We start from the raw sequence: 19,628 nt of genomic DNA on the forward strand, positions 1-19,628 counted from the left end.
AGGGCGCCGCCGGTGGCTTGCCGACCTTGCCGCGTCGGGAATTCAGCGCGCGCCCGGCAGCGGCTGCAGCAGGGCGAGGACCTGCTGGTCCAGCGCATCCCAGTCGATCCGCGACAGGTCGTCGTGGCCCCGGGTGGCGCGCACCAGCAGCTCGTGCTGGATCCGGGTGCGTTCCAGCGCCACCGCGTACGGCGTGCGCAGGAAGGTGACCATCGTGTAGTGCGGGACGAAGCGCTGCGGGTGGCGCGCCTGCAGCGCCAGTTCCAGCGCGCGTCGCAGCTGGAAACCGGGATCGGCCACGCGGTCGCGCATCTCGATGTAGTTCTCCAGCGCCATCGCCTGGATCGCCGCGGCGTTCGGCCGGCGTTCGGCCTCGAACGCTGCGAACGCCGACTCCAGGTCGCCATGCGCGTCCATCGCCTCGGCCAGCGCCACGCAGTCCTCGAACGCGCAGTTCATGCCCTGGCCATGGAAGGGCACCATCGCGTGCGCGGCGTCGCCCAGCACCACAGCGCGCCCGTCCAGATGCCAGCGATCCAGCGTCAGCGTGCCGAGCAGGCCCGGCGGATGCCGTTCCCAGTCCTGTTCCAGGTCCGGCATCAACGGCAGTGCATCGGCGAACTCGCGTGCGAACAGTGCCCGGACTTCGGCGCCGCTGCGTACGCTGGCGAAGCTGGGTTCGTCACTGCCTGCCGTGGTGTGGTTGGGCAGGAACAGGGTGACGGTGAAGCTGCGCTCGTCGTTGGGCAGGGCGATGCACATGTAGCGGCCGCGCGGCCAGATGTGCAGCGCGTTCGGCTCGATCCGGAACCCGCCATCGGCGGCGGGCGGGATCGTCAGTTCCTTGTAGGAGTGGTCCAGGAACGCGGTGTGCTCGCCGAAGCCGGCCCTGCGCACCATCTCCGCGCGCAGCGCCGAACCGGCGCCATCGCTGCCGATCAACGTCCGGAAGCGGATGTCCTCGGGCTGGTCGTCGCGGTCGTCGATCAGGCGTGCGGTGCCCGCGTCGAAATCCACCGTGTGCAGGCGGCGGTGGAAATGCACGGTCGCGCCGGCGCGCTCGGCTGCTTCGAGCAGGGTGATGTTGAGATCGGCCCGGTGCACCGACCAGATCACTTCGCTGTCGTCGCGCCCGTAACGCTGCAGCGTGGTGGTGCCATCCAGGGCATGCAGCATGCGCCCGCGCATCATCACCGCCTGCGCCATCACCGCCGCGTCGACGCCCGCCGCGCGCAGCGCATGGCGGCCACGTTCGGCCAGGGCCAGGTTGATCGAGCGGCCGGATTCGTAGCCCTTGATCCGCGGATCGCCGCGGCGCTCGTAGACGGTGACCTTCCAGCCGCGCTGCGACAGCAGCACCGCCAGCAGCGATCCGGCCAGGCCGGCACCGATCAGGGTCAGGTCGCGCGTGTCGGAGCTGTTCAATGCGGTGCTTTCCTGGTGCCGCGCGTGCATGGGGGTGTATCGCGCGGGATGTTCCGATGGCCGATGCCGATCGGAGGATCGTGTTGGTGGCTGTCCGATGCGCTGGCGCCGCCGGTTCGGAACGCCGGTGACGGCCGACGGCACGGAAGCCGCGGGATGCCGCCCTCAGACGCCGCGCCAGTGCTCGACTTCCTCGACGAAGCGCAGCACGTCGGCATGGCGGTTGTACAAGGGCACCGGCGAAATGCGGATCACGTCGGGCTCGCGCCAGTCGCCGAGAACGCCGGTGTCGCGCAGGTAGTCGAACAGGGCGCGGCCCTGCGTGCGCCCACCGGCCACGCGCAGCGACAGCTGGCAGCCTCGCTGGCGCGGGTCGGCCGGAGTGACGATCTGCAGCACGGCCGACAGCCGCTCGTGGATCAGGTGTTCCAGGAAGCCGGTCAGCGATTCGGACTTGCGCCGCAGCGCCTCCATGCCTGCGCGCTCGAACTGGTCCAGCGAGGCGCGCAGCGGCGCCAGCGCCAGCACCGGCGGATTGGACAGCTGCCAGCCGTCGGCACCGGGAGCGGGAATGAAGCCTGCGGCCATCTGGAAGCGGCTGGCCGGATCGTGGCCCCACCAGCCGGCCAGGCGCGGCAGATCGGCGCCATGGTGACGCGCATGCACGAAGCAGCCGGCGACCGCACCGGGGCCTGAATTGAGGTACTTGTAATGGCACCAGACCGCGAAGTCGGCGCCGTCGTCGTGCAGGGCCAGCGGCAGGTTGCCCACCGCATGGGCCAGGTCGAAGCCCGCGACCGCGCCCTGCGCGTGCGCCAGCCGCGCGATCTCGCCCAGGTCGAAGGCCTGGCCGGTGCGGTACTGCACGCCCGGCCACAGCACCACCGCCAGCCGCGGGCCATGGCTGGCGATGGCCGCGGCGATCGCCTGCATCGACAGTGTGCCGTCGGCCTGGTCGGCCTCGACCTCGATCAGGTCGGTGGCCGGGTCGAAGCCGTGCAGCAGGATCTGCGATTCCACCGCGTGCCGGTCGGATGGAAACGCGCCGGCCTCGATCAGGATCGCGGGCCGTTCGCGCGTGGGCCGGTAGAAGCTGGCCAGCATCAGGTGCAGGTTCACCGTCAGCGTGTTCATCGCCACCACTTCGGCCGGCTCGGCGCCGACCAGGCGCGCCAGCGGCTCGCGGACCAGGCCGTGGTAATGCATCCACGGCGCTTCGCCTTCGAAATGGCCTTCGACCGCGCGTTCGGACCAGGCATCGAGCACCTGCTGCACCTGCGCGCGCGCCGCGCGCGGCTGCAACCCCAGCGAATTGCCGACGAAGTACGTCTGCTCGCCATCGCGATGGCGCGGGATCAGGAACTCGGCACGGAAGCCACGCAGCGGATCGGCGGCATCGAGGGCAAGCGCGTGGGTGCGGGCGGACAGTGCGGTCATCGGGTCGCTCGTCGGTGGCGGTCGGTGGGCAGCGGCGACGCGGAGGCGGCTCAGGCCGGATCGGCGTCGTAGCGGGCGGGGCGCGGATGCAGATGCCCGCACTGCGTGCAGGTCCGCAGCGCGTCCGATCCGTAGAAGCGGTCGAACACGGGCGGGAAGTCCTGCTCGATGTCCTGCAGCTGGAAGAACTCCTCGTGCAGCTTGTGGTTGCAGCGTTCGCAGTACCACAGCAGGCCGTCGCGCTCGTGCGGCATGCGCCGGCGTTCGATCACCAGGCCGACACCGCCGGCGCTGCGCTGCGGCGAGTGCGGCACGCGTGGCGGCAGCAGGAAGATCTCGCCGGCGCGGATCGGGATCTCGCGCAGGGCCCCCGGACCACCAGCGGGATCGTCCTGCACGCGCAGCACCATCTCGCCCTCGAGCTGGTAGAACCACTCCGGACCTTCGTCCCAGTGGAAATCGGTGCGTGCGTTCGGCCCGCCGACGACCATGACGATGAAGTCGCCGTCGTGGATGCACTTGTTGCCGACCGGCGGCTTCAGCAGGTGCCGATGTTCCTCGATCCAGCCGAGCAGGTTCAGCGGTGCGGACAGCGCGTTCATTCGCTCGCCTTGCCGGCGGCGGCCGCGGCACGTTCGGCACGCAGTGCTTCCAGGGTCGGCGCGGATGTCCGCACCGGCATGCCGAGCCGCTCGGCACCCTCGGAGACGCGCGCCTGGCTGGCGGCCAGCGTGGGCACGCCCATTGCCTCGCGCTCGGCGTCGGTCACCGCCTCGGCGTCGACCGGATACAGGTACATGCCCTGGCTGTCGGAGCGGTACTGGGTGCCATACCACTGCGGCGCCAGCCGGCTCATCAGCATCCGGTCGAAGGCCGCGGCGCTGAGCCAGCGCGCGCGCGGGTAGTCCGGATCGATGGCCGCGGCCATGGTCGCCAGCGCGAACGCCAGCCGGTAGTCCTCCAACGTGTCGCCGTGCTGGAAGACCATCGCCGCATGGTGATGGTCGGCGGCGCTGCGCAGCCCGCCCTCGGCCATGATCGCGCGTACCCGCGCACGGCGGATGCCGTCTTCGGCGTTGAGCCTGGGCCAGTCGATCGACGGTTGCCTGCGTGCGGCCTGGTCGGCCTCGTAAAGCGCGGCCAGTTCGGCATTGTCGCCAGGCGTGGCCGCCATGGACGGAATGGACAGGGTGAGGCCGAGGGCCAGCAGCAACGGCGTGAAAGCGCGCATCGAAACTCCAGTGGACGGGTGGTTCAACGATCCTCGCGATCGGCCTGGATCCGGGCCAGCGAGATCTCGTAACGCTGGTCGAGCCCGTCCAGCGTGTCGATGTCCATGCCCAGGTCGTGGACGCGGCCATCGCGCAGGCTGTAGACCCAGCCGTGCACGGTCAGGTCCTGCCCGCGCGCCCAGGCATCGCGGACGATCGTGGTGCGGCAGACGTTGATCACCTGCTCGAGCACGTTGAGTTCGCACAGGCGCGCGTGCTGCAGGGCGATGTCGCCGGCCTGGTGCAGGCAGTCGGTATGGCGCTCGGCCACGTCGGTGACGTGCCGGATCCAGTTGTCGACCAGGCCCAGGCGCTGCTGGGTCAGGCCGGCATGGACGCCGCCGCAGCCGTAGTGGCCGACCACCAGGATGTGCTTGACCTTGAGCACGTCGACCGCGAACTGGATCACCGACAGGCAGTTCAGGTCGGTATGCACCACCACGTTGGCGACGTTGCGATGGACGAACACCTCGCCCGGCGCCATGTCGATGATCTGGTTGGCCGGTACGCGCGAGTCGGAACAGCCGATCCACAGGTACTCCGGCGCCTGCTGTTGCGAGAGGCGGCTGAAGAACTCCGGATCCTCGGCGCGGACGCGTTCGGACCAGGCGTGGTTGCGGGCGATCAGGGGCTTGAGGTTGTCGGGCATGGGTGTTGTCCGGGGCGGAATAGGGGGCGCGCGTCGGTGCGTCAGGCGGAAGGCGGCCGCTGCGCCTGCATCATCGCGGCCATCTCCAGTGCCGACGAGGTGCCGAGCGCGCGCAGGCCGTCGATCACGCCATCGACGTTGGCCGACGGGTGGTTCTGGCTGAGTTTGAGCTTCAGGCTGGTGTGCGCGACATCGAAGCGGAAGCCGACGATGCCGCGCAGCTGGCGACGCTCGGCCGGCGCATCGTGGTCGTAGCGCCAGTCGCCGCCGACTGCCGCCTCATGGCGATCGCCGAGCGCGGCGACGATGGCGGCCAGGTCGGACTCTCCGTGCAGCGCATGCAGCGTGCCCTGCAGATGGGCGATGGCGTAGTTCCAGGTGGGCACGCGCGTCGCTTCGGCCTTGTCCGGGTACCAGCCCGGTGACACGTAATGATGCGGCCCCTGCACGATGACCAGTGCAGGTCCGGTGTGGCCGGCCTGCGGATTGGCCCGCGCCCAGTGGCCGCGCAGCACGTGCCGGTCGCCGTCACGGCTGGACAGCACGGGCAGGTGCGAGGCGAACGGCAGCCCCTGCGCATCCACCGTCACCAGAGTGACGAAGGCGTCGCGCTCGAGCAGGGCGTCGAGCGTGGCCGGGTCGTCGCCGGCAAAGGCCGAGGGCAGGTACATGCCGGCCGTGGTCCTGGTCAGGCGCGGCCGCCGAGCGACAGCATCATCTGCGAGGCGAGTCCGGCGTCCTCGTCGGCCCGCGGCGGCGAGACCTCATGCAGCGAGAAGCCCTTGGCCAGCGCGTCGTCCTCGTCCATGCCGTCGAATTCGACGTAGCCGGCGTCGAGCAGCATCGAACGCGCGGTATCCAGGCTGTCGTAGACGTGCAGCTTGCCGTCGTTGTCGAAGACCTCGGCGATGCCGGCCTCGCGTTCGCGCAGGCGCGCCCAGACCAGGGTGCGGCCGAGCACGGCCAGCCACCAGGTATCGTGATTCATCAGAGGATCTCCGAAAGCAGCCACAGCAGCAGGGATGCGCCCAGCCCCGTGAAAATGGTGATGAGGGCGACCCGGGCCGGCGTGGCCAGCCCGGTCAGCGACGGGTCGCGGCTGCCGCGGTAGCGCCCGCTGAGCAGCCAGCCGAGCGCGGCCGGCTTCAGGAACGCGCCCTCGCCGAAGTCGTGTTCGCTGGCGCCGTGGCGGTCGCGCACGTGGATCAGGGTCAGCGGCCAGAAGATCGCGAACGCGCTCAGTCCGGCGATCGCGACGCCGACGAAGCACAGGGCGAAGAACAGCATCATCGGCAGGATCTCCGGTCATCGGCCCGCGCCGGCACCGTGCAGGTGCCGCGCAGGCAGGAAGCGGGCATCGCGCCGCGCATGCTCAGAACTCGGCGCTGCCCGGCGCGCGCGGGTAGGGGATCGCGTCGCGGATGTTGGACAGGCCGCAGACGTAGACCACCAGGCGCTCGAAGCCCAGGCCGAAACCGGCATGCGGGACCGAGCCGTAGCGGCGGAAGTCGCGGTACCAGCCGTAGTGCTCCGGATCCAGGCCGAACTGCGCCATGCGCGCGTCGAGCACGTCCAGGCGCTCCTCGCGCTGGCTGCCGCCGATGATCTCGCCGATGCCCGGCGCCAGCACGTCCATCGCGGCGACGGTCCTGCCGTCGTCGTTCAGGCGCATGTAGAAGGCCTTGATGTGCTCGGGGTAGTTGGTCACCACCACCGGGCGGCCGACGTGTTCTTCGGTCAGCCAGCGCTCGTGCTCGGTCTGCAGGTCCAGGCCCCATTCGACCGGGAAGTCGAACTTCTTCCCGGCCTTCTGCAGCAGGGCGACCGCGTCGGTGTAGTCGATCCGCTCGAACGGTGCGTTGACGAAGGTCTCCAGGCGGCTGATCGCATCCTTCTGCACGCGCTCGGCGATGAAGCCCATGTCGTCGGCGCGCTCGTCGAGCACCGCGCGGAACAGGTACTTGAGGAAGTCCTCGGCCACGCGCGCGTCCTCGGCCAGGTCGGCGAAGGCGATCTCCGGCTCGACCATCCAGAACTCGGCCAGGTGGCGGGTGGTGTGGCTGTTCTCGGCGCGGAAGGTCGGGCCGAAGGTGTAGACCTTGCTCAGCGCCAGGCAGTAGGCCTCGACATTGAGCTGGCCGGACACCGTCAGGAAGGTCTCCTTGCCGAAGAAGTCGCGGCTGAAGTCGACCTGGCCGTCGCCGGTGCGCGGCAGGTTGGCCAGGTCCAGGGTCGAGACCCGGAACATCTGGCCGGCGCCCTCGGCGTCGGAGGTGGTCACGATCGGCGTGCTGATCCAGTAGTAGCCGTTCTCGTGGAAATAGCGGTGCACCGCCTTGGCCAGGCAGTCGCGGATGCGGGTGACCGCGCCGAACAGGTTGGTGCGCGGGCGCAGGTGGGCGACCTCGCGCAGGAACTCCGGCGACATCGGCTTGGGCTGGATCGGGTAGGTCAGCGGATCCTCGACCCAGCCGACGATCTCGATGGCGTCGGCCTGGATCTCGAAGCTCTGGCCCTTGCCCTGTGACTTCACCAGCTGGCCGCGCGCGATCACCGAGCAGCCGGGGGTCAGGCGCTTGATCTCGTCGAAGTTGCCCAGCGCATCGGTGGCCACCGCCTGGATCGGATGGAAGCCCGAGCCGTCGCTGACGTTGACGAAGGCCAGATTGGCCGAGCCGCGCACCGTGCGGACCCAGCCGCGGACCGTGACTTCTCCGCCTTCGGCGATCTTCCCGGCAAGTGCCTGCGCAACGCTGACCACCGTCATGGCTTGAATCCTTCTGCGACGTGCTTATCTAGGGGGACAGGAAGTGTACCGGCAGCGCGTGCGCGCTTGCGAGATCGGCAGGCCCGCAACGCAGGGCGCCGTCATCGGCGGCCATCCGCCCGCCGCGCCGGCACGTCCTATAATCGCAGCGACCCCCGGAGGCCCCCCATGTCCGTGACCCTTACCCCCGTTGCCCTCGAACGCGTGCAGCGCTTCCTCGCCCGCGATGCCGCCGCGCTCGGCCTGCGTTTCGGTGTCGAGCGCACCGGCTGTTCCGGCTGGGGCCACCAGGCCGAGGTCGCGCACGAGCAGCGCGACGGCGATACCGTGTTCGACGCGCAGGGCGTGCGCATCTTCGTCGACGCCAGGAGCCTGCCGCTGGTGGATGGCACCGAGATCGACTTCGCCCGGCAGGGCCTGGGCGAGGCCTTCGTGTTCCGCAATCCCAATGCCACCGCCGAGTGCGGCTGCGGCGAGAGCTTCACCACCGGACCGGGCTGATCCGGCACCTCCCGGCCCGGGTGTTCACGCCCCGAACCGCGGGCGGACGGCCTGACCAGAGGCCGATTTGCGTCCAAGTCACTGAGCCGGCATAATTTCCGGCTCTCCGGCCGCCGTGCAGGCGTCGGGAGACCTTGCTCCACCGCATCCAGCCGGATGTCGGGGGGCTGCCAGGCCCATCCGGGCCGCATCCACAAGGAAACCAACATGCGTCATTACGAAGTCGTGTTCCTGGTCCATCCGGACCAGAGCGAGCAGGTCCCGGCCATGATCGAGCGCTACAAGTCGATCATCGAAGGCGCCGAGGGCACCATCCACCGCCTGGAAGACTGGGGCCGCCGTCAGCTGGCCTACCCGATCCAGAACCTGGTGAAGGCCCACTACGTGCTGTTCAACGTCGAAGTCGGCCAGGCCGCCATCGACGAGCTGGTCGAGACCTTCCGTTTCAACGACGCGATCCTGCGCCACCTGGTGATCCGTCGTGACGGCCCGGATACCGAGCAGTCGCTGATCATGAAGAGCAAGGACGAGAAGGGCGACAAGCCCGAGCGTGGCGAGCGCCGCCGCCGTGACGACGAAGAAGGCGAGGGTGGCAGCACCGCCGCTGCCGAGACCGACGCCGGCACCGCCGACGCCGCCTGATCGACCCTTCCAGGAGCACACCCATGTCCAAGTTCTTCCGTCGCCGCAAGTTCTGCAAGTTCACTGCCGAGGGCGTCACCGAGATCGACTACAAGGATCTCAACACCCTGCGCCAGTACCTGACCGAGAACGGCAAGATCGTTCCGAGCCGCGTCACCGGCACCAAGTCGCGTTACCAGCGCCAGCTGTCGACCGCGATCAAGCGCGCCCGTTTCCTGGCCCTGATCCCGTACACCGACAACCACGACGTTTAATCCGAGTCCCTCGGAAGAGCCCGCACATCCATGTGCGGGCTTCTAAACGAACAACGGACTTCGATTGCATCGCTGCATTCCCCGTCCAGACCGTCCTATTCGGACAGCACACGTTGCGGCGCCAGTGGCCACCGGCCAGCGCCGCTAACGGATAACGGAGCAAGACAATGGATCTGATCCTTCTGCAGAAGGTCACCAACCTCGGCAACCTGGGCGACAAGGTCAGCGTGAAGCCGGGCTACGGCCGCAACTTCCTGGTCCCGAAGGGCAAGGCCGTGCCGGCCACCGCCGCCAACGTCGCCGAGTTCGAGGCCAAGCGCGCCGAGTACGAAGCCAAGGCCAAGGCGATCTCCGACGAGGCCAGCAGCCGTCTGGCCAAGCTGGAAGGCGCCAGCGTCACCCTGAAGGCTAACGCTTCGACCGAAGGCAAGCTGTACGGCTCGGTCGGCCCGCGCGACATCGCCGAGGCGTTCACCGCCGCCGGCCTGCCGCTGGAGAAGAGCGAAGTGGTGATGGGCGAAGGCCCGCTGCGCAACATCGGCGAGTTCGACGTGCTGGTCCACCTGCACGCCGACGCCGAGACCACGGTCAAGGTCGTGATCGAGCCGGAAGCCTGATCGGCCCCGCCGTTCATGGTTCCAGCGAAGGGCGCCCTCGGGCGCCCTTCGTGTTTGTGCGGGCCCGGTGCGGTCGCATCCGCTGAGATGCCCACCGGTTATCCACATGGTTATCTGCAACCCCGCCCGTGCCGGCGCGGCTACCATGTCCGATCCGCTCCCGTTCGCCCCGCGTTTCCAGGAGTCCGCGTCCCCCATGTCCGCCCGCTCCGGCTTCCGTAGAGACCGCCAAGACCGCGACGACCGTTTCGAGCGCGGCGACGACGGGCGGGTCGACCAGCTGCGCGTGCCGCCGCATTCGGTCGAGGCCGAGCAGGCGGTGCTCGGCGGCCTGATGCTGGCGCCGGAGGCCTACGACCGGGTCAACGACCAGCTGGCCGAAGGCGATTTCTACCGCCGCGACCACCAGCTGATCTACCGGGCGATCCGCGAACTGTCCGAGCGCGACCGGCCGTTCGACGTGGTCACCCTGGGCGAATGGTTCGAGTCGCAGGGCAAGCTGGAGATGGTCGGCGACGGCGCCTACCTGATCGAGCTGGCCAGCACCACGCCGTCGGCGGCCAACATCGCCGCCTACGCCGAGATCGTGCGCGACAAGGCGGTGCTGCGGCAGCTGATCCAGGTCGGCACCGACATCGTCAACGACGGCTTCCAGCCGGAGGGGCGTGACAGTTCCGAGCTGCTGGCCTCGGCCGAGAAGTCGGTGTTCGCGATCGCCGAGCAGGGCGCGCGCGGCCGGACCGATTTCGTCGCCATGCCCGGCGCGCTGAAGGATGCGTTCGAGGAGCTGCGCAACCGCTTCGAGAATGGCGGCAACATCACCGGCCTGCCGACCGGCTACACCGACTTCGACGCGATGACGGCCGGCCTGCAGCCGACCGACCTGATCATCCTCGCCGCGCGTCCGGCGATGGGCAAGACCACCTTCGCGCTCAACATCGCCGAGTTCGCCGCGATCAAGTCGAAGAAGGGCGTGGCGGTGTTCTCGATGGAAATGTCGGCCTCGCAGCTGGCGATGCGCCTGATCTCCTCCAACGGCCGCATCAACGCCCAGCGCCTGCGTACCGGCCAGCTGGAAGACGAGGACTGGAGCCGGGTCACCGCCGCGATCCGGATGCTGAAGGAAACCAAGATCTTCATCGACGACACGCCGGGCGTGTCGCCGGAAGTGCTGCGCTCCAAGTGCCGCCGCCTCAAGCGCGAGCACGACCTGGGCCTGATCGTCATCGACTACCTGCAGCTGATGTCGGTGCCGGGCAACAGCGAAAACCGCGCGACGGAAATCTCGGAGATCTCGCGCTCGCTCAAGGGCCTGGCCAAGGAACTGAACGTGCCGGTGATCGCGCTGTCGCAGCTCAACCGCTCGCTGGAAACGCGTACCGACAAACGCCCGGTGATGGCCGACCTGCGCGAGTCGGGCGCGATCGAGCAGGACGCGGACATGATCGTGTTCATCTACCGCGACGACTACTACAACAAGGAAAATTCGCCGGACAAGGGCCTGGCCGAGATCATCATCGGCAAGCACCGTGGTGGCCCGACCGGCTCGTGCAAGCTGAAGTTCTTCGGCGAGTACACCCGCTTCGACAACCTCAGTCATGACAGCGTGGGCGTGTTCGAGTAGACCGTGCGCGCGGTCGCTCAGGGCGTCCTGCGCGGCATCGCACCGGTGCAACGCTGCAGCGAGGCGAGCAGGCGGTCGGCGTGTTCGGCGGCGCTGCGCTGCGCCTGCTGTCGCTGTGCAGGCGTCGCGTCCCGGCCGGGAATGGCCAGCACCGCCACTTCCAGGCGGTCAGGCCTGCGCGAGAACACACGGGTTTCGCCCCAGCTCACGACCTCCGGCGCGTCGTAGAACTCGAGTTCGAGCGGGAACAGCGCGTCGCCCCGTTCCGGCATCACGTTGCGCAGGCCGAATGCGATCACCGGCCCGAGGGGACTGTCACGGGTCTCGGCGCTGACCAGCCCGTCGAGCTGCTCGACGACCTGCCGCGCACGCGCGAGCTGGTGCTGGTGCTCGTCCGCGTCGCTGAGGCCGGCGGGCAGCGTCGAGGCAACGATGAAGGCCGCCAGCCGGTCTTCGGGATACTCGACCCGGGCCAGCGCAACCGCCGTCCCGTTGAGCAGCCCGGTGGTGCGCGCATGCGCCCGCTCGGGCGACGGGAAATCCACGCAGTAGACCTCGCCGAATGCGAGATGGCCATTCCAGGAGCGGTTGGCCAGCATGACCGACTCGCCATCGACGAAGCCCGTGCCGACCGCTGCCGGCGGGGCGGCGTGGAGGGACGGACCCGCCGGCAGCGCGAGCAGGCCTGGCAGGCATAGCAGCAGTCGGCGGATCGATCCCATGGCCTGTTCCCTGGCGGAGTAGATGCTGTGCCGGAGCATGCCCCATCCGCGATGCCGGGCCGGTGAATCGCGGCCGCGCGATGCGTGCGACCGTCCTGATCGACGGATGAACGTCCCTTGTTCATGTTTGTGTTCCCGTCACGCTGGCTGCCGTAGCATCCGCGTCCGTGAACCCCGCCTGCCGCGTGGCAGGAGGTTCGACCGGTCACTCGAGGAGAGCACCCATGATCCGATCGCAGACGCTGAACCTGCTGGCCGCGGCCGCGCTGACCGCCCTGGTCGCCACCGGTTGCCAGACCACCAATCCCTACACGGGCGATGCCCAGATGAACCGCACCAGCCGCAACGCGCTGATCGGCGCGGGTATCGGCGTCGCCGCGGGTCTGCTGACCGGCAACAGCGCGGTCGAGCGCCGCCAGCATGCGCTGATCGGCGCCGGTGTCGGCGGCCTGGCCGGCGGCGCGGTCGGTGCCTACCAGGACCGCCAGCAGGCGGTGCTGCGCGACAAGCTGCAGGGCAGCGGCGTCAGCGTCACCCGCACCGGCGACAACATCACGCTGAACATGCCGGGCAATGTGACCTTCGCGTTCAACAGCGCCAACCTGGACCCGCAGTTCTATCCGGTGCTGAGCAGCGTCGCCGACGTGCTCAAGGAGTACGACAAGACCGTGGTGGAAGTGGCGGGCCACACCGACAGCATCGGTGGCGACGACGTCAACCAGCGTCTGTCCGAGCAGCGCGCCAATGCCGTTGCCCAGTTCCTGACCGCGCAGAACGTCAACCAGGCGCGCTTCATCGTGGTCGGCGCGGGCAAGCGTCACCCGATCGCCAGCAACGACACCGAAGCCGGGCGCGCGGCCAACCGCCGCGTCGAGATCACCCTGGTGCCCGTGCGTTCCTGATCCATCGCAGGCAAGCGTCGACGAACACGGGCCGCACATGCGGCCCGTGTCCATTCCGGCACCGGCCTCCGCCGGGTGTGCCCCGGCGACTGCGTCAGCCGACCACTTCCTCGAGAATCCGCTTGCCTTCGCTCACCGCCGTTGCATCGACACGCGCGGCATCCGCTGTCGCCGCGGCCGCGGCCACGTTCGCATCGGCCAGCCCCTGCAGGCACTTCGACGGACACTGCATCATCATGTAGTCGGCGTTCGAACTCAGCCGTTCGACCAGGAAATCGACGAAGGCGCGGACTTTCGGCGACATCACCCGGCCCCGCGGGAACACTGCGTTGAGGTCCACCTCCGGCCCGGTCCAGCCGGCAAGCACGCGGCGCAGCGCGCCGGCTTCGACGTACGGCTTGACCGTGACGTCGCTGGCCAGGGTCAGGCCCTCGCCGCACAGCACAGCGCCCAGCAGGGCGGACGGGTCGTTGGCCACCATCAGCGGCTGGATCGCGTAATCGACGGTGCGCGTGCCATCGCTCAACGGCCAGGTGATGCGCGAGGGGTGGTGGTGGTGGGCCTTGCGGACCGCGACGATGCGGTGGTGCTGCAGTTCTTCCGGATGCAGCGGCTCGCCATGGCGTTCGATGTACTGCGGGCTGGCGAACACCTGGGTCCGGAAGCCGGCCAGACGGCGCGCGATCAGGGTCGAGTCGGGCAGGTTGCCGACGCGCAGTGCGACATCGATCTCGCTGCCGATCAGGTCGACCGGATCATTGCTCAGATGCATGTCCAGGCGGATGTCCGGGTACTGTGAGTGGAACTCGCCCAGCAGCGGCGAAATCCACGAAATGCCGATCGAGTAGGGCACGGTGAAACGCAGCCAGCCGCGCGGCCCACCCTGCAGCTGCCCGACCGCGCTGGCCGCTTCCTCCAGTTCCTGCGAGATGCGCTGGCAGTGTTCGTAGTAGATCGTGCCGGCTTCGGTCAGGCCGAGCCGGCGCGTGGTCCGGTGCAGCAGCTGCGCGCCCAGGCGCGCTTCCAGTTCCTGCACCTTGCGGCTGACCGTGGTCTTGGGCAGGCCCAGACTCTTTGCGGCGGCGATGAAGCTGCCCTGGTCGACCACCTTGACGAAGACCAGGGTGTCGTTGAGATCGTGGGACATGCGGAGGCTCCAGACGGGGGGAGAGGCGATTGGCCCTGTTGCGGGACGATTATTCCCTTTAATCCAGACTAATCAAGTCCCGATTCGGCGCGTAACGTGGCGGCCATTGCTGATCCACGGGTGACATGCCATGTCCTTCAAGCGCCTGTTCGCGTCCTTGCTGCCTTCGCCGAAGTCCAACGATGGCGCGGGTTTCGTCGCCTCTGTGTTCGGTGGCAGCAAGCCGCGCGGGCATTTCCGGGAGTTCACCGTGCCGCGCCGCTATCAGCGCGGCGGTGCCGCCAGGAGCGGATCGGGCTCACGTCCGGTCGGGTGCGCGGATGGGATTATCCCCTGCACGGGAGGAAATATCCCGTGACCGGGACATTGAGCCCTGAAGTGGTCGTTCTTGGTGCAAGCGGCACCGTCGGCGCCGGCGTGGTGGCCGCGCTGCTGGAAGCCGGCAGCCCGGTACTGGCGGTCGGGCGCGACCGGCACCGCCTGCAGAAGCTGGCCGCGCTGTATCCGGACGAACCCGGGCTGGAGCTGCTGGTCGGTTCGGTGGCCACCGAGAAGGCCGGCGCCGCGCTGGCCGCGACGGTCTCCGGCCGTGCCCGGCCGCTGCGCGCGGTGATCGACGCCACCTCCGGCCCGCGCCCGCGCAGCACGCGGGTCCTGGACGCGCCGGCCGCGCGGTTGCGGCGCACGCTGGACCAGGAGCTGCTGCCGCACCTGATCGCCGCCCATCACCTGCTGCCGCTGCTGGCCGGCCACCACGACGCCCAGTTCCTGCTGGTCGGCGGACCGGCAGGCGAACGCGCCTGGTCCGGCTACGGCCTGCAGTCGGTGGCCTCGGCGGCGACCCGGATGCTGATCAACGTGCTGCACGAGGAGGCGAGGCCGCTGGGCGTGCGCGTGCAGCTGATCGGCGTCGATGCGCCGCTGCAGACGCCGCAGAACGCCGCGCATGCCTGCCCGGGCTGGCCGCGCGCGCTCGAGGTCGGCCGCTGCGTGGTCACGCAGCTGATCAATGGCCGGCGCCGCCCCGGCCCGCTGGTGCCGTTCCGCCGCGACTGCAGCGATCCGCCGGGCCAGACCCTGTTCACCAGCCTGGTCGACCCACCGTGGGCGGCGCGCGGCGATCCATTGCCGCACTGAGTCCCTGCCTGCTGATTCCGCACCACCGTCATCCGTTTCGCCAATCCACCCGGAGAGAGCCCCATGCATTCCCCCATCCTCAACGCCACACGCCCGTCGCGCATCGTGACGCTGGGTCTGGTCTCGCTGCTGGCGATGGCCGTCACCGCCGGCTGTTCCACCCAGGCCAATGAGAATCCGCCGCCGCCGGCGGTGTCGGTCGCGCCGGTCCTGGTCGAGGACGTCGCCCTGTGGGACAGCTTCAGCGGCCGCATCGAGGCCGCCGAAAGCGTGCAGCTGCGTCCGCGCGTGTCCGGCTACATCGACCGCGTGCACTTCGCCGAAGGCGAGGACGTGCGCAAGGGCGACGTGCTGTTCACCATCGACCCGCGCCCGTACCAGGCGGTGCTGGCCCGTGCCCGCGCCGACCTGGCCCGCGCGAAGACGCTCGCGACCCAGTCGCGCAGCGAGGCCGACCGCGCCCGTCGCCTGTCCGAGCAGCAGGCGATCTCGACCGAGACCTGGGAGCAGCGCCGCGCCACCGCCGAGCAGGCCCAGGCCGACGTGCTGGCCGCGCAGGCCGCCGTCGATGCCGCGCAGCTGGACCTGGAGTTCACCCGCGTACGCGCGCCGATCGACGGCCGTGCCGGGCGCGCCCTGGTCACAGCCGGCAACCTGGTCGGCGCCGGCGACGCGGCCGGCGTGCTGGCCACCGTGGTCTCGCGCGAGGTCTATGCCTACTTCGACGCGGACGAGCACACCTTCCTGCGCTACGCCGGCATGGCCCGCTCGGGCGAGCGCCCGAGCGAGCGCGATGCCGGTGTGCCGGTGCGGATCGGCCTGGCCAATGAAGAAGGCTATCCGCACGCGGGCACGGTCGACTTCCTCGACAACCAGATCGACCGCAGCACCGGCACCATCCGCGCGCGTGCCCGCTTCGACAACCGCGATGGCGTGTTCACGCCCGGCCTGTTCGCCCGCGTGCAGGTGCTGGGCAGCGGCGAGCGCCGCACGGTGCTGATCGACGACAAGGCGGTGCTGACCGACCAGGACCGCAAGTACGTCTACGTGGTCGACGCGCAGGGCCTGGCCCAACGCCGCGACGTGCGCCTGGGGCGCCAGGCCGACGGCCTGCGCATCGTCGAGAACGGCCTGGCTGAAGGCGACAAGGTGATCGTCAGCGGCCTGCAGAAGGTGTTCTTCCCCGGCATGCCGGTGGACGCCAAGCCGGTCGCGATGCGCGGTGGTGCCGCCGCTGCCGAAGGCGCCGTCGCCGCCCGCTGAGCCAGCGCTCCAGCTCGAATGTCCCTGTGTCCCGTCGCCTTCGTGCGGCGGGGACGGGGGCGGCTTGACCCTTTCCAGGACAGACTCCAATGGACTTTTCCAGATTCTTCATCGACAGGCCGATCTTCGCGGCCGTGCTGTCGATCGTGATCTTCGCCGCCGGCCTGATCGCGGTGCCGCTGCTGCCGGTCGGCGAGTACCCCGAAGTGGTGCCGCCATCGGTGGTGGTGCGCACCGTGTATCCGGGCGCCAACCCGAAGGTGATCGCCGAGACCGTCGCCACACCGCTGGAGGAAGCGATCAACGGCGTCGAGGACATGATGTACTTCAAGTCCGTCGCCGGCTCCGACGGCGTGCTGCAGCTGACCGTGACCTTCAAGCCGGGCACCGACCCGGACGAGGCCGCGGTGCGCGTGCAGAACCGCGTCGCCCAGGCGCAGGCGCGCCTGCCGGAGGACGTACGCCGGCAGGGCGTGACCACGCAGAAGCAGTCGCCGGTGTTCCTGATGGTCGTGCACCTGACCTCGGAGGACGGGCAGTACGACTCGCTGTACCTGCGCAACTACATGCGGCTGCACGTCAAGGACGAACTGGCGCGCATCCCCGGCGTCGGCGACGCGCAGCTGTTCGGCGGCGGCGACTACGCGATGCGGCTGTGGCTGGATCCGGACAGGATCGCCGCACGCGGCCTGACCGCCAGCGACGTGCTGGCCGCGGTGCGCGAGCAGAACGTGCAGGTCTCAGCCGGCCAGCTCGGCGCCGAGCCGATGCCCACCGGCAGCGACTTCCTGCTGCCGATCAACGCCAAGGGTCGCCTGGAAAGCGTCGAGGAATTCGGCGACATCGTGCTCAAGAGCGGGGCGGACGGCGAGATCGTGCGCCTGGCCGACGTGGCCCGGATCGAGCTGGCCGCCGGCGACTACACCCTGCGCGCGCGCCTGAACGGCAAGAACGCGTCGGCGATCGGCGTGTTCCAAGCGCCGGGCGCGAACGCGCTGCAGATCCGCGATGCCGTCTACGGCAAGATGGAGGAGATCACCAGAACCCTGCCGCCGGGCGTGAAGATCCAGTCGGTGTACGACACCACCGTGTTCGTGCGCGATTCGATCAAGTCGGTGATCACCACGCTGCTGGAAGCCACGCTGCTGGTGGTGCTGGTGGTGATCCTGTTCCTGCAGACCTGGCGCGCGTCGATCATTCCGCTGCTGGCGGTGCCGGTGTCGGTGGTGGGCACGTTCGCGGTGCTGTACCTGCTCGGCTATTCGATCAACACGCTGACCCTGTTCGGCCTGGTGCTGGCGATCGGCATCGTCGTCGACGATGCGATCGTGGTGGTCGAGAACGTCGAGCGCCACATCGAACTCGGCGCCAGCCCGCTGGAAGCCGCGCATCTGGCGATGAAGGAAGTCTCCGGCCCGATCATCGCGATCGCGCTGGTGCTGTGCGCGGTGTTCGTGCCGATGGCCTTCCTGACCGGCGTCACCGGCCAGTTCTACAAGCAGTTCGCGGTGACCATCGCCATTTCCACGGTGATCTCGGCAATCAACTCGCTGACCCTGTCGCCGGCGCTGGCGGCCAAGCTGCTCAAGCCGCACGACGCACCGAAGGATGGGGCCTCGCGCCTGATCGACCGCCTGTTCGGCTGGGTGTTCCGCCCGTTCAACCGGTTCTTCGGCCGCAGCTCGCAGCGCTACGAGGGCGCGGTGTCGCGTGCGCTCGGCCGCCGCGGCGCGGTGTTCGTGGTGTACGCGCTGCTGCTGGTGGGCGCGGGCGTGATGTTCAAGGCGGTGCCGGCCGGCTTCATCCCGGTGCAGGACAAGCAGTACCTGATCGCCGGCGTGAAGATGCCGGAGGGCGCATCGATCGAGCGCACCGACGCGGCGATGAAGAAGATGACCGCCATGGCGATGGAGATCGAGGGCGTGCAGGACGAGATCGCCTTCCCGGGCCTGAACGCGCTGCAGTTCACCAACACCCCGAACAGCGGCGTGATCTTCTTCAACCTCAAGCCGTCCACCGAGCGCAGCAACACGGCCGAGCAGATCGTGGCCCAGCTCAACCAGCGCTTCGCGTCGATCGAGGAAGGCTTCACCTTCGCCTTCATGCCACCGCCGATCCAGGGCCTGGGCAACGGTTCGGGCTGGTCGCTGTTCGTCGAGGACCGCACCCGTCTGGGCTACGGTGAACTGCAGAACGCGGTGATGGCGTTCCAGGGCGCGGCCGCGCAGACGCCGGGCCTGGGCTATCCGATCAGCAGCTACCAGGCCAACGTGCCGCAGCTCGATGCCGAGGTGGACCGGGTCAAGGCCAAGGCGCAGGGCGTACCGCTGACCGGCCTGTTCGACACGCTGCAGACCTACCTGGGCTCTGCCTACGTCAACGACTTCAACATGTTCGGCCGCACCTGGCAGGTGATCGCCCAGGCCGACGGCCAGTTCCGCGACCAGGTCGAGGACATCGCCAACCTGCGTACCCGCAATGCCAATGGCGAGATGGTGCCGATCGGCTCGGTGGTCAACATCCGCCAGACCTATGGCCCCGACCCGGTGATCCGCTTCAACGGCTATCCGGCCGCCGATCTGCTCGGCGATGCCGACCCGCGCGTGATGTCCTCGGGCGAGGCGATGGCCAAGGTCACCGAGCTGGCCGGGCAGGTGCTGCCGCCGGGCATGGCGATCGACTGGAGCGACCTGAGCTACCAGCAGGCGACCCAGGGCAACGCCGCGCTGGTGGTGTTCCCGCTGGCGGTGCTGCTGGCCTTCCTGGTGCTGGCCGCGCTGTACGAAAGCTGGACCCTGCCGCTGGCGGTGATCCTGATCGTGCCGATGACCCTGCTGTCCGCGCTGGCAGGCGTGTGGCTGGTCGGCGGCGACAACAACGTGTTCGTGCAGGTGGGCCTGGTGGTGCTGATGGGCCTGGCGTGCAAGAACGCGATCCTGATCGTCGAGTTCGCCCGCGAGCTGGAACTGCAGGGCAAGAGCATCATCGACTCGGCGCTGGAGGCCTGCCGCCTGCGCCTGCGTCCGATCATCATGACCTCGGTGGCGTTCATCGCCGGCACCGTGCCGCTGGTGTTCTCCAGCGGTGCCGGCGCCGAGGTGCGCTCGGTCACCGGCATCACGGTGTTCGCCGGCATGGTCGGCGTGACGTTGTTCGGCCTGTTCCTGACCCCGGTGTTCTACGTCGCGCTGCGCAAACTGGCCAACCGGCCGCTGGTGTCGCACGCGCCGGCCGAGTCCGCCCATGCTGCCGCTTCGCACTGACGTATCC

21 protein-coding genes are annotated in these 19,628 nt (G+C 69.1%); 10 read left to right on the forward strand and 11 right to left on the reverse strand.

The window, feature by feature from the left end:
- Window positions 1–42: 42 nt before the first annotated feature.
- From IB242_RS05865 to asnS, 9 genes are all read right to left on the reverse strand, one after another.
- Window positions 43–1,425: an NAD(P)/FAD-dependent oxidoreductase gene (locus IB242_RS05865; RefSeq protein ID WP_225540051.1), complete on the reverse strand. Its 1,383-nt coding sequence runs from the start codon at window positions 1,423–1,425 to the stop codon at window positions 43–45.
- Between the two features lie 165 nt (window positions 1,426–1,590).
- Window positions 1,591–2,862: a kynureninase gene (kynU, locus tag IB242_RS05870; protein WP_192276833.1), complete on the reverse strand. Its 1,272-nt coding sequence runs from the start codon at window positions 2,860–2,862 to the stop codon at window positions 1,591–1,593.
- Between the two features lie 50 nt (window positions 2,863–2,912).
- A complete protein-coding gene (locus tag IB242_RS05875) occupies window positions 2,913–3,464 on the reverse strand; it encodes a 3-hydroxyanthranilate 3,4-dioxygenase (RefSeq protein ID WP_192276836.1) in 552 nt (183 codons plus the stop codon).
- A complete protein-coding gene (locus IB242_RS05880; RefSeq protein WP_192276839.1) occupies window positions 3,461–4,093 on the reverse strand; it encodes a hypothetical protein in 633 nt (210 codons plus the stop codon). Before IB242_RS05880 ends, IB242_RS05875 begins: the two co-directional genes overlap by 4 nt.
- Window positions 4,094–4,116: 23 nt before the next feature.
- Entirely contained in the window at window positions 4,117–4,782 is a 666-nt protein-coding gene (gene can, locus IB242_RS05885; RefSeq protein WP_192276842.1) for a carbonate dehydratase, read from the reverse strand.
- Window positions 4,783–4,823: 41 nt separating this feature from the next.
- Window positions 4,824–5,453, reverse strand: a complete 630-nt coding sequence (locus IB242_RS05890) for an FMN-binding negative transcriptional regulator (RefSeq protein WP_192276845.1) — start codon at window positions 5,451–5,453, stop codon at window positions 4,824–4,826.
- Between the two features lie 17 nt (window positions 5,454–5,470).
- Window positions 5,471–5,770: a hypothetical protein gene (locus IB242_RS05895; protein ID WP_192276848.1), complete on the reverse strand. Its 300-nt coding sequence runs from the start codon at window positions 5,768–5,770 to the stop codon at window positions 5,471–5,473.
- Window positions 5,770–6,072, reverse strand: coding sequence for a hypothetical protein (locus tag IB242_RS05900; RefSeq protein WP_192276851.1), 303 nt, complete (start codon window positions 6,070–6,072; stop codon window positions 5,770–5,772). The genes IB242_RS05895 and IB242_RS05900 overlap by 1 nt, the downstream gene beginning before the upstream one ends.
- Before the next feature lie 82 nt (window positions 6,073–6,154).
- Window positions 6,155–7,549, reverse strand: a complete 1,395-nt coding sequence (gene asnS, locus IB242_RS05905) for an asparagine--tRNA ligase (RefSeq protein WP_192276854.1) — start codon at window positions 7,547–7,549, stop codon at window positions 6,155–6,157.
- 168 nt (window positions 7,550–7,717) lie between these two features.
- Here asnS and IB242_RS05910 point away from each other — a divergent pair, with 168 nt between their 5' ends.
- The 5 genes from IB242_RS05910 to IB242_RS05930 all read left to right on the forward strand — a co-directional run bounded on the left by IB242_RS05910 (window position 7,718) and on the right by IB242_RS05930 (window position 11,187).
- Entirely contained in the window at window positions 7,718–8,050 is a 333-nt protein-coding gene (locus IB242_RS05910; protein WP_192276857.1) for an iron-sulfur cluster assembly accessory protein, read from the forward strand.
- A 207-nt stretch (window positions 8,051–8,257) separates the two neighbouring features.
- Window positions 8,258–8,692: a 30S ribosomal protein S6 gene (gene rpsF, locus IB242_RS05915; RefSeq protein WP_192276860.1), complete on the forward strand. Its 435-nt coding sequence runs from the start codon at window positions 8,258–8,260 to the stop codon at window positions 8,690–8,692.
- A gap of 23 nt (window positions 8,693–8,715) precedes the next feature.
- Window positions 8,716–8,946: a 30S ribosomal protein S18 gene (gene rpsR, locus IB242_RS05920; RefSeq protein WP_192276863.1), complete on the forward strand. Its 231-nt coding sequence runs from the start codon at window positions 8,716–8,718 to the stop codon at window positions 8,944–8,946.
- A 167-nt stretch (window positions 8,947–9,113) separates the two neighbouring features.
- Window positions 9,114–9,563, forward strand: coding sequence for a 50S ribosomal protein L9 (rplI, locus tag IB242_RS05925; RefSeq protein ID WP_192276867.1), 450 nt, complete (start codon window positions 9,114–9,116; stop codon window positions 9,561–9,563).
- Between the two features lie 196 nt (window positions 9,564–9,759).
- Window positions 9,760–11,187, forward strand: a complete 1,428-nt coding sequence (locus IB242_RS05930; protein WP_192276870.1) for a replicative DNA helicase — start codon at window positions 9,760–9,762, stop codon at window positions 11,185–11,187.
- A gap of 17 nt (window positions 11,188–11,204) precedes the next feature.
- On the opposite strand, the gene IB242_RS05935 is transcribed toward IB242_RS05930, so the two are convergent.
- Complete coding sequence (locus IB242_RS05935; RefSeq protein WP_192276873.1) at window positions 11,205–11,909, reverse strand: hypothetical protein; 705 nt, start codon at window positions 11,907–11,909, stop codon at window positions 11,205–11,207.
- A 224-nt stretch (window positions 11,910–12,133) separates the two neighbouring features.
- Here IB242_RS05935 and IB242_RS05940 point away from each other — a divergent pair, with 224 nt between their 5' ends.
- Window positions 12,134–12,811, forward strand: a complete 678-nt coding sequence (locus IB242_RS05940) for an OmpA family protein (RefSeq protein ID WP_192276876.1) — start codon at window positions 12,134–12,136, stop codon at window positions 12,809–12,811.
- A gap of 94 nt (window positions 12,812–12,905) precedes the next feature.
- On the opposite strand, the gene IB242_RS05945 is transcribed toward IB242_RS05940, so the two are convergent.
- Complete coding sequence (locus IB242_RS05945) at window positions 12,906–13,958, reverse strand: LysR family transcriptional regulator (protein WP_192276879.1); 1,053 nt, start codon at window positions 13,956–13,958, stop codon at window positions 12,906–12,908.
- Between the two features lie 130 nt (window positions 13,959–14,088).
- Between IB242_RS05945 and IB242_RS05950 the strand changes: the two genes are divergently transcribed.
- From IB242_RS05950 to IB242_RS05965, 4 genes are all read left to right on the forward strand, one after another.
- Complete coding sequence (locus IB242_RS05950) at window positions 14,089–14,316, forward strand: hypothetical protein (RefSeq protein WP_192276881.1); 228 nt, start codon at window positions 14,089–14,091, stop codon at window positions 14,314–14,316.
- Window positions 14,313–15,095: an SDR family NAD(P)-dependent oxidoreductase gene (locus IB242_RS05955; RefSeq protein ID WP_192276884.1), complete on the forward strand. Its 783-nt coding sequence runs from the start codon at window positions 14,313–14,315 to the stop codon at window positions 15,093–15,095. Before IB242_RS05950 ends, IB242_RS05955 begins: the two co-directional genes overlap by 4 nt.
- A 63-nt stretch (window positions 15,096–15,158) precedes the next feature.
- Window positions 15,159–16,358: an efflux RND transporter periplasmic adaptor subunit gene (locus IB242_RS05960; protein WP_192276887.1), complete on the forward strand. Its 1,200-nt coding sequence runs from the start codon at window positions 15,159–15,161 to the stop codon at window positions 16,356–16,358.
- A gap of 89 nt (window positions 16,359–16,447) precedes the next feature.
- Window positions 16,448–19,621, forward strand: coding sequence for a multidrug efflux RND transporter permease subunit (locus IB242_RS05965; RefSeq protein WP_192276890.1), 3,174 nt, complete (start codon window positions 16,448–16,450; stop codon window positions 19,619–19,621).
- The last annotated feature ends 7 nt before the right edge of the window (window positions 19,622–19,628 follow it).

The sequence above is a fragment of the Xanthomonas sp. XNM01 genome (assembly GCF_014851915.1).
GTDB lineage: Bacteria > Pseudomonadota > Gammaproteobacteria > Xanthomonadales > Xanthomonadaceae > Pseudoxanthomonas.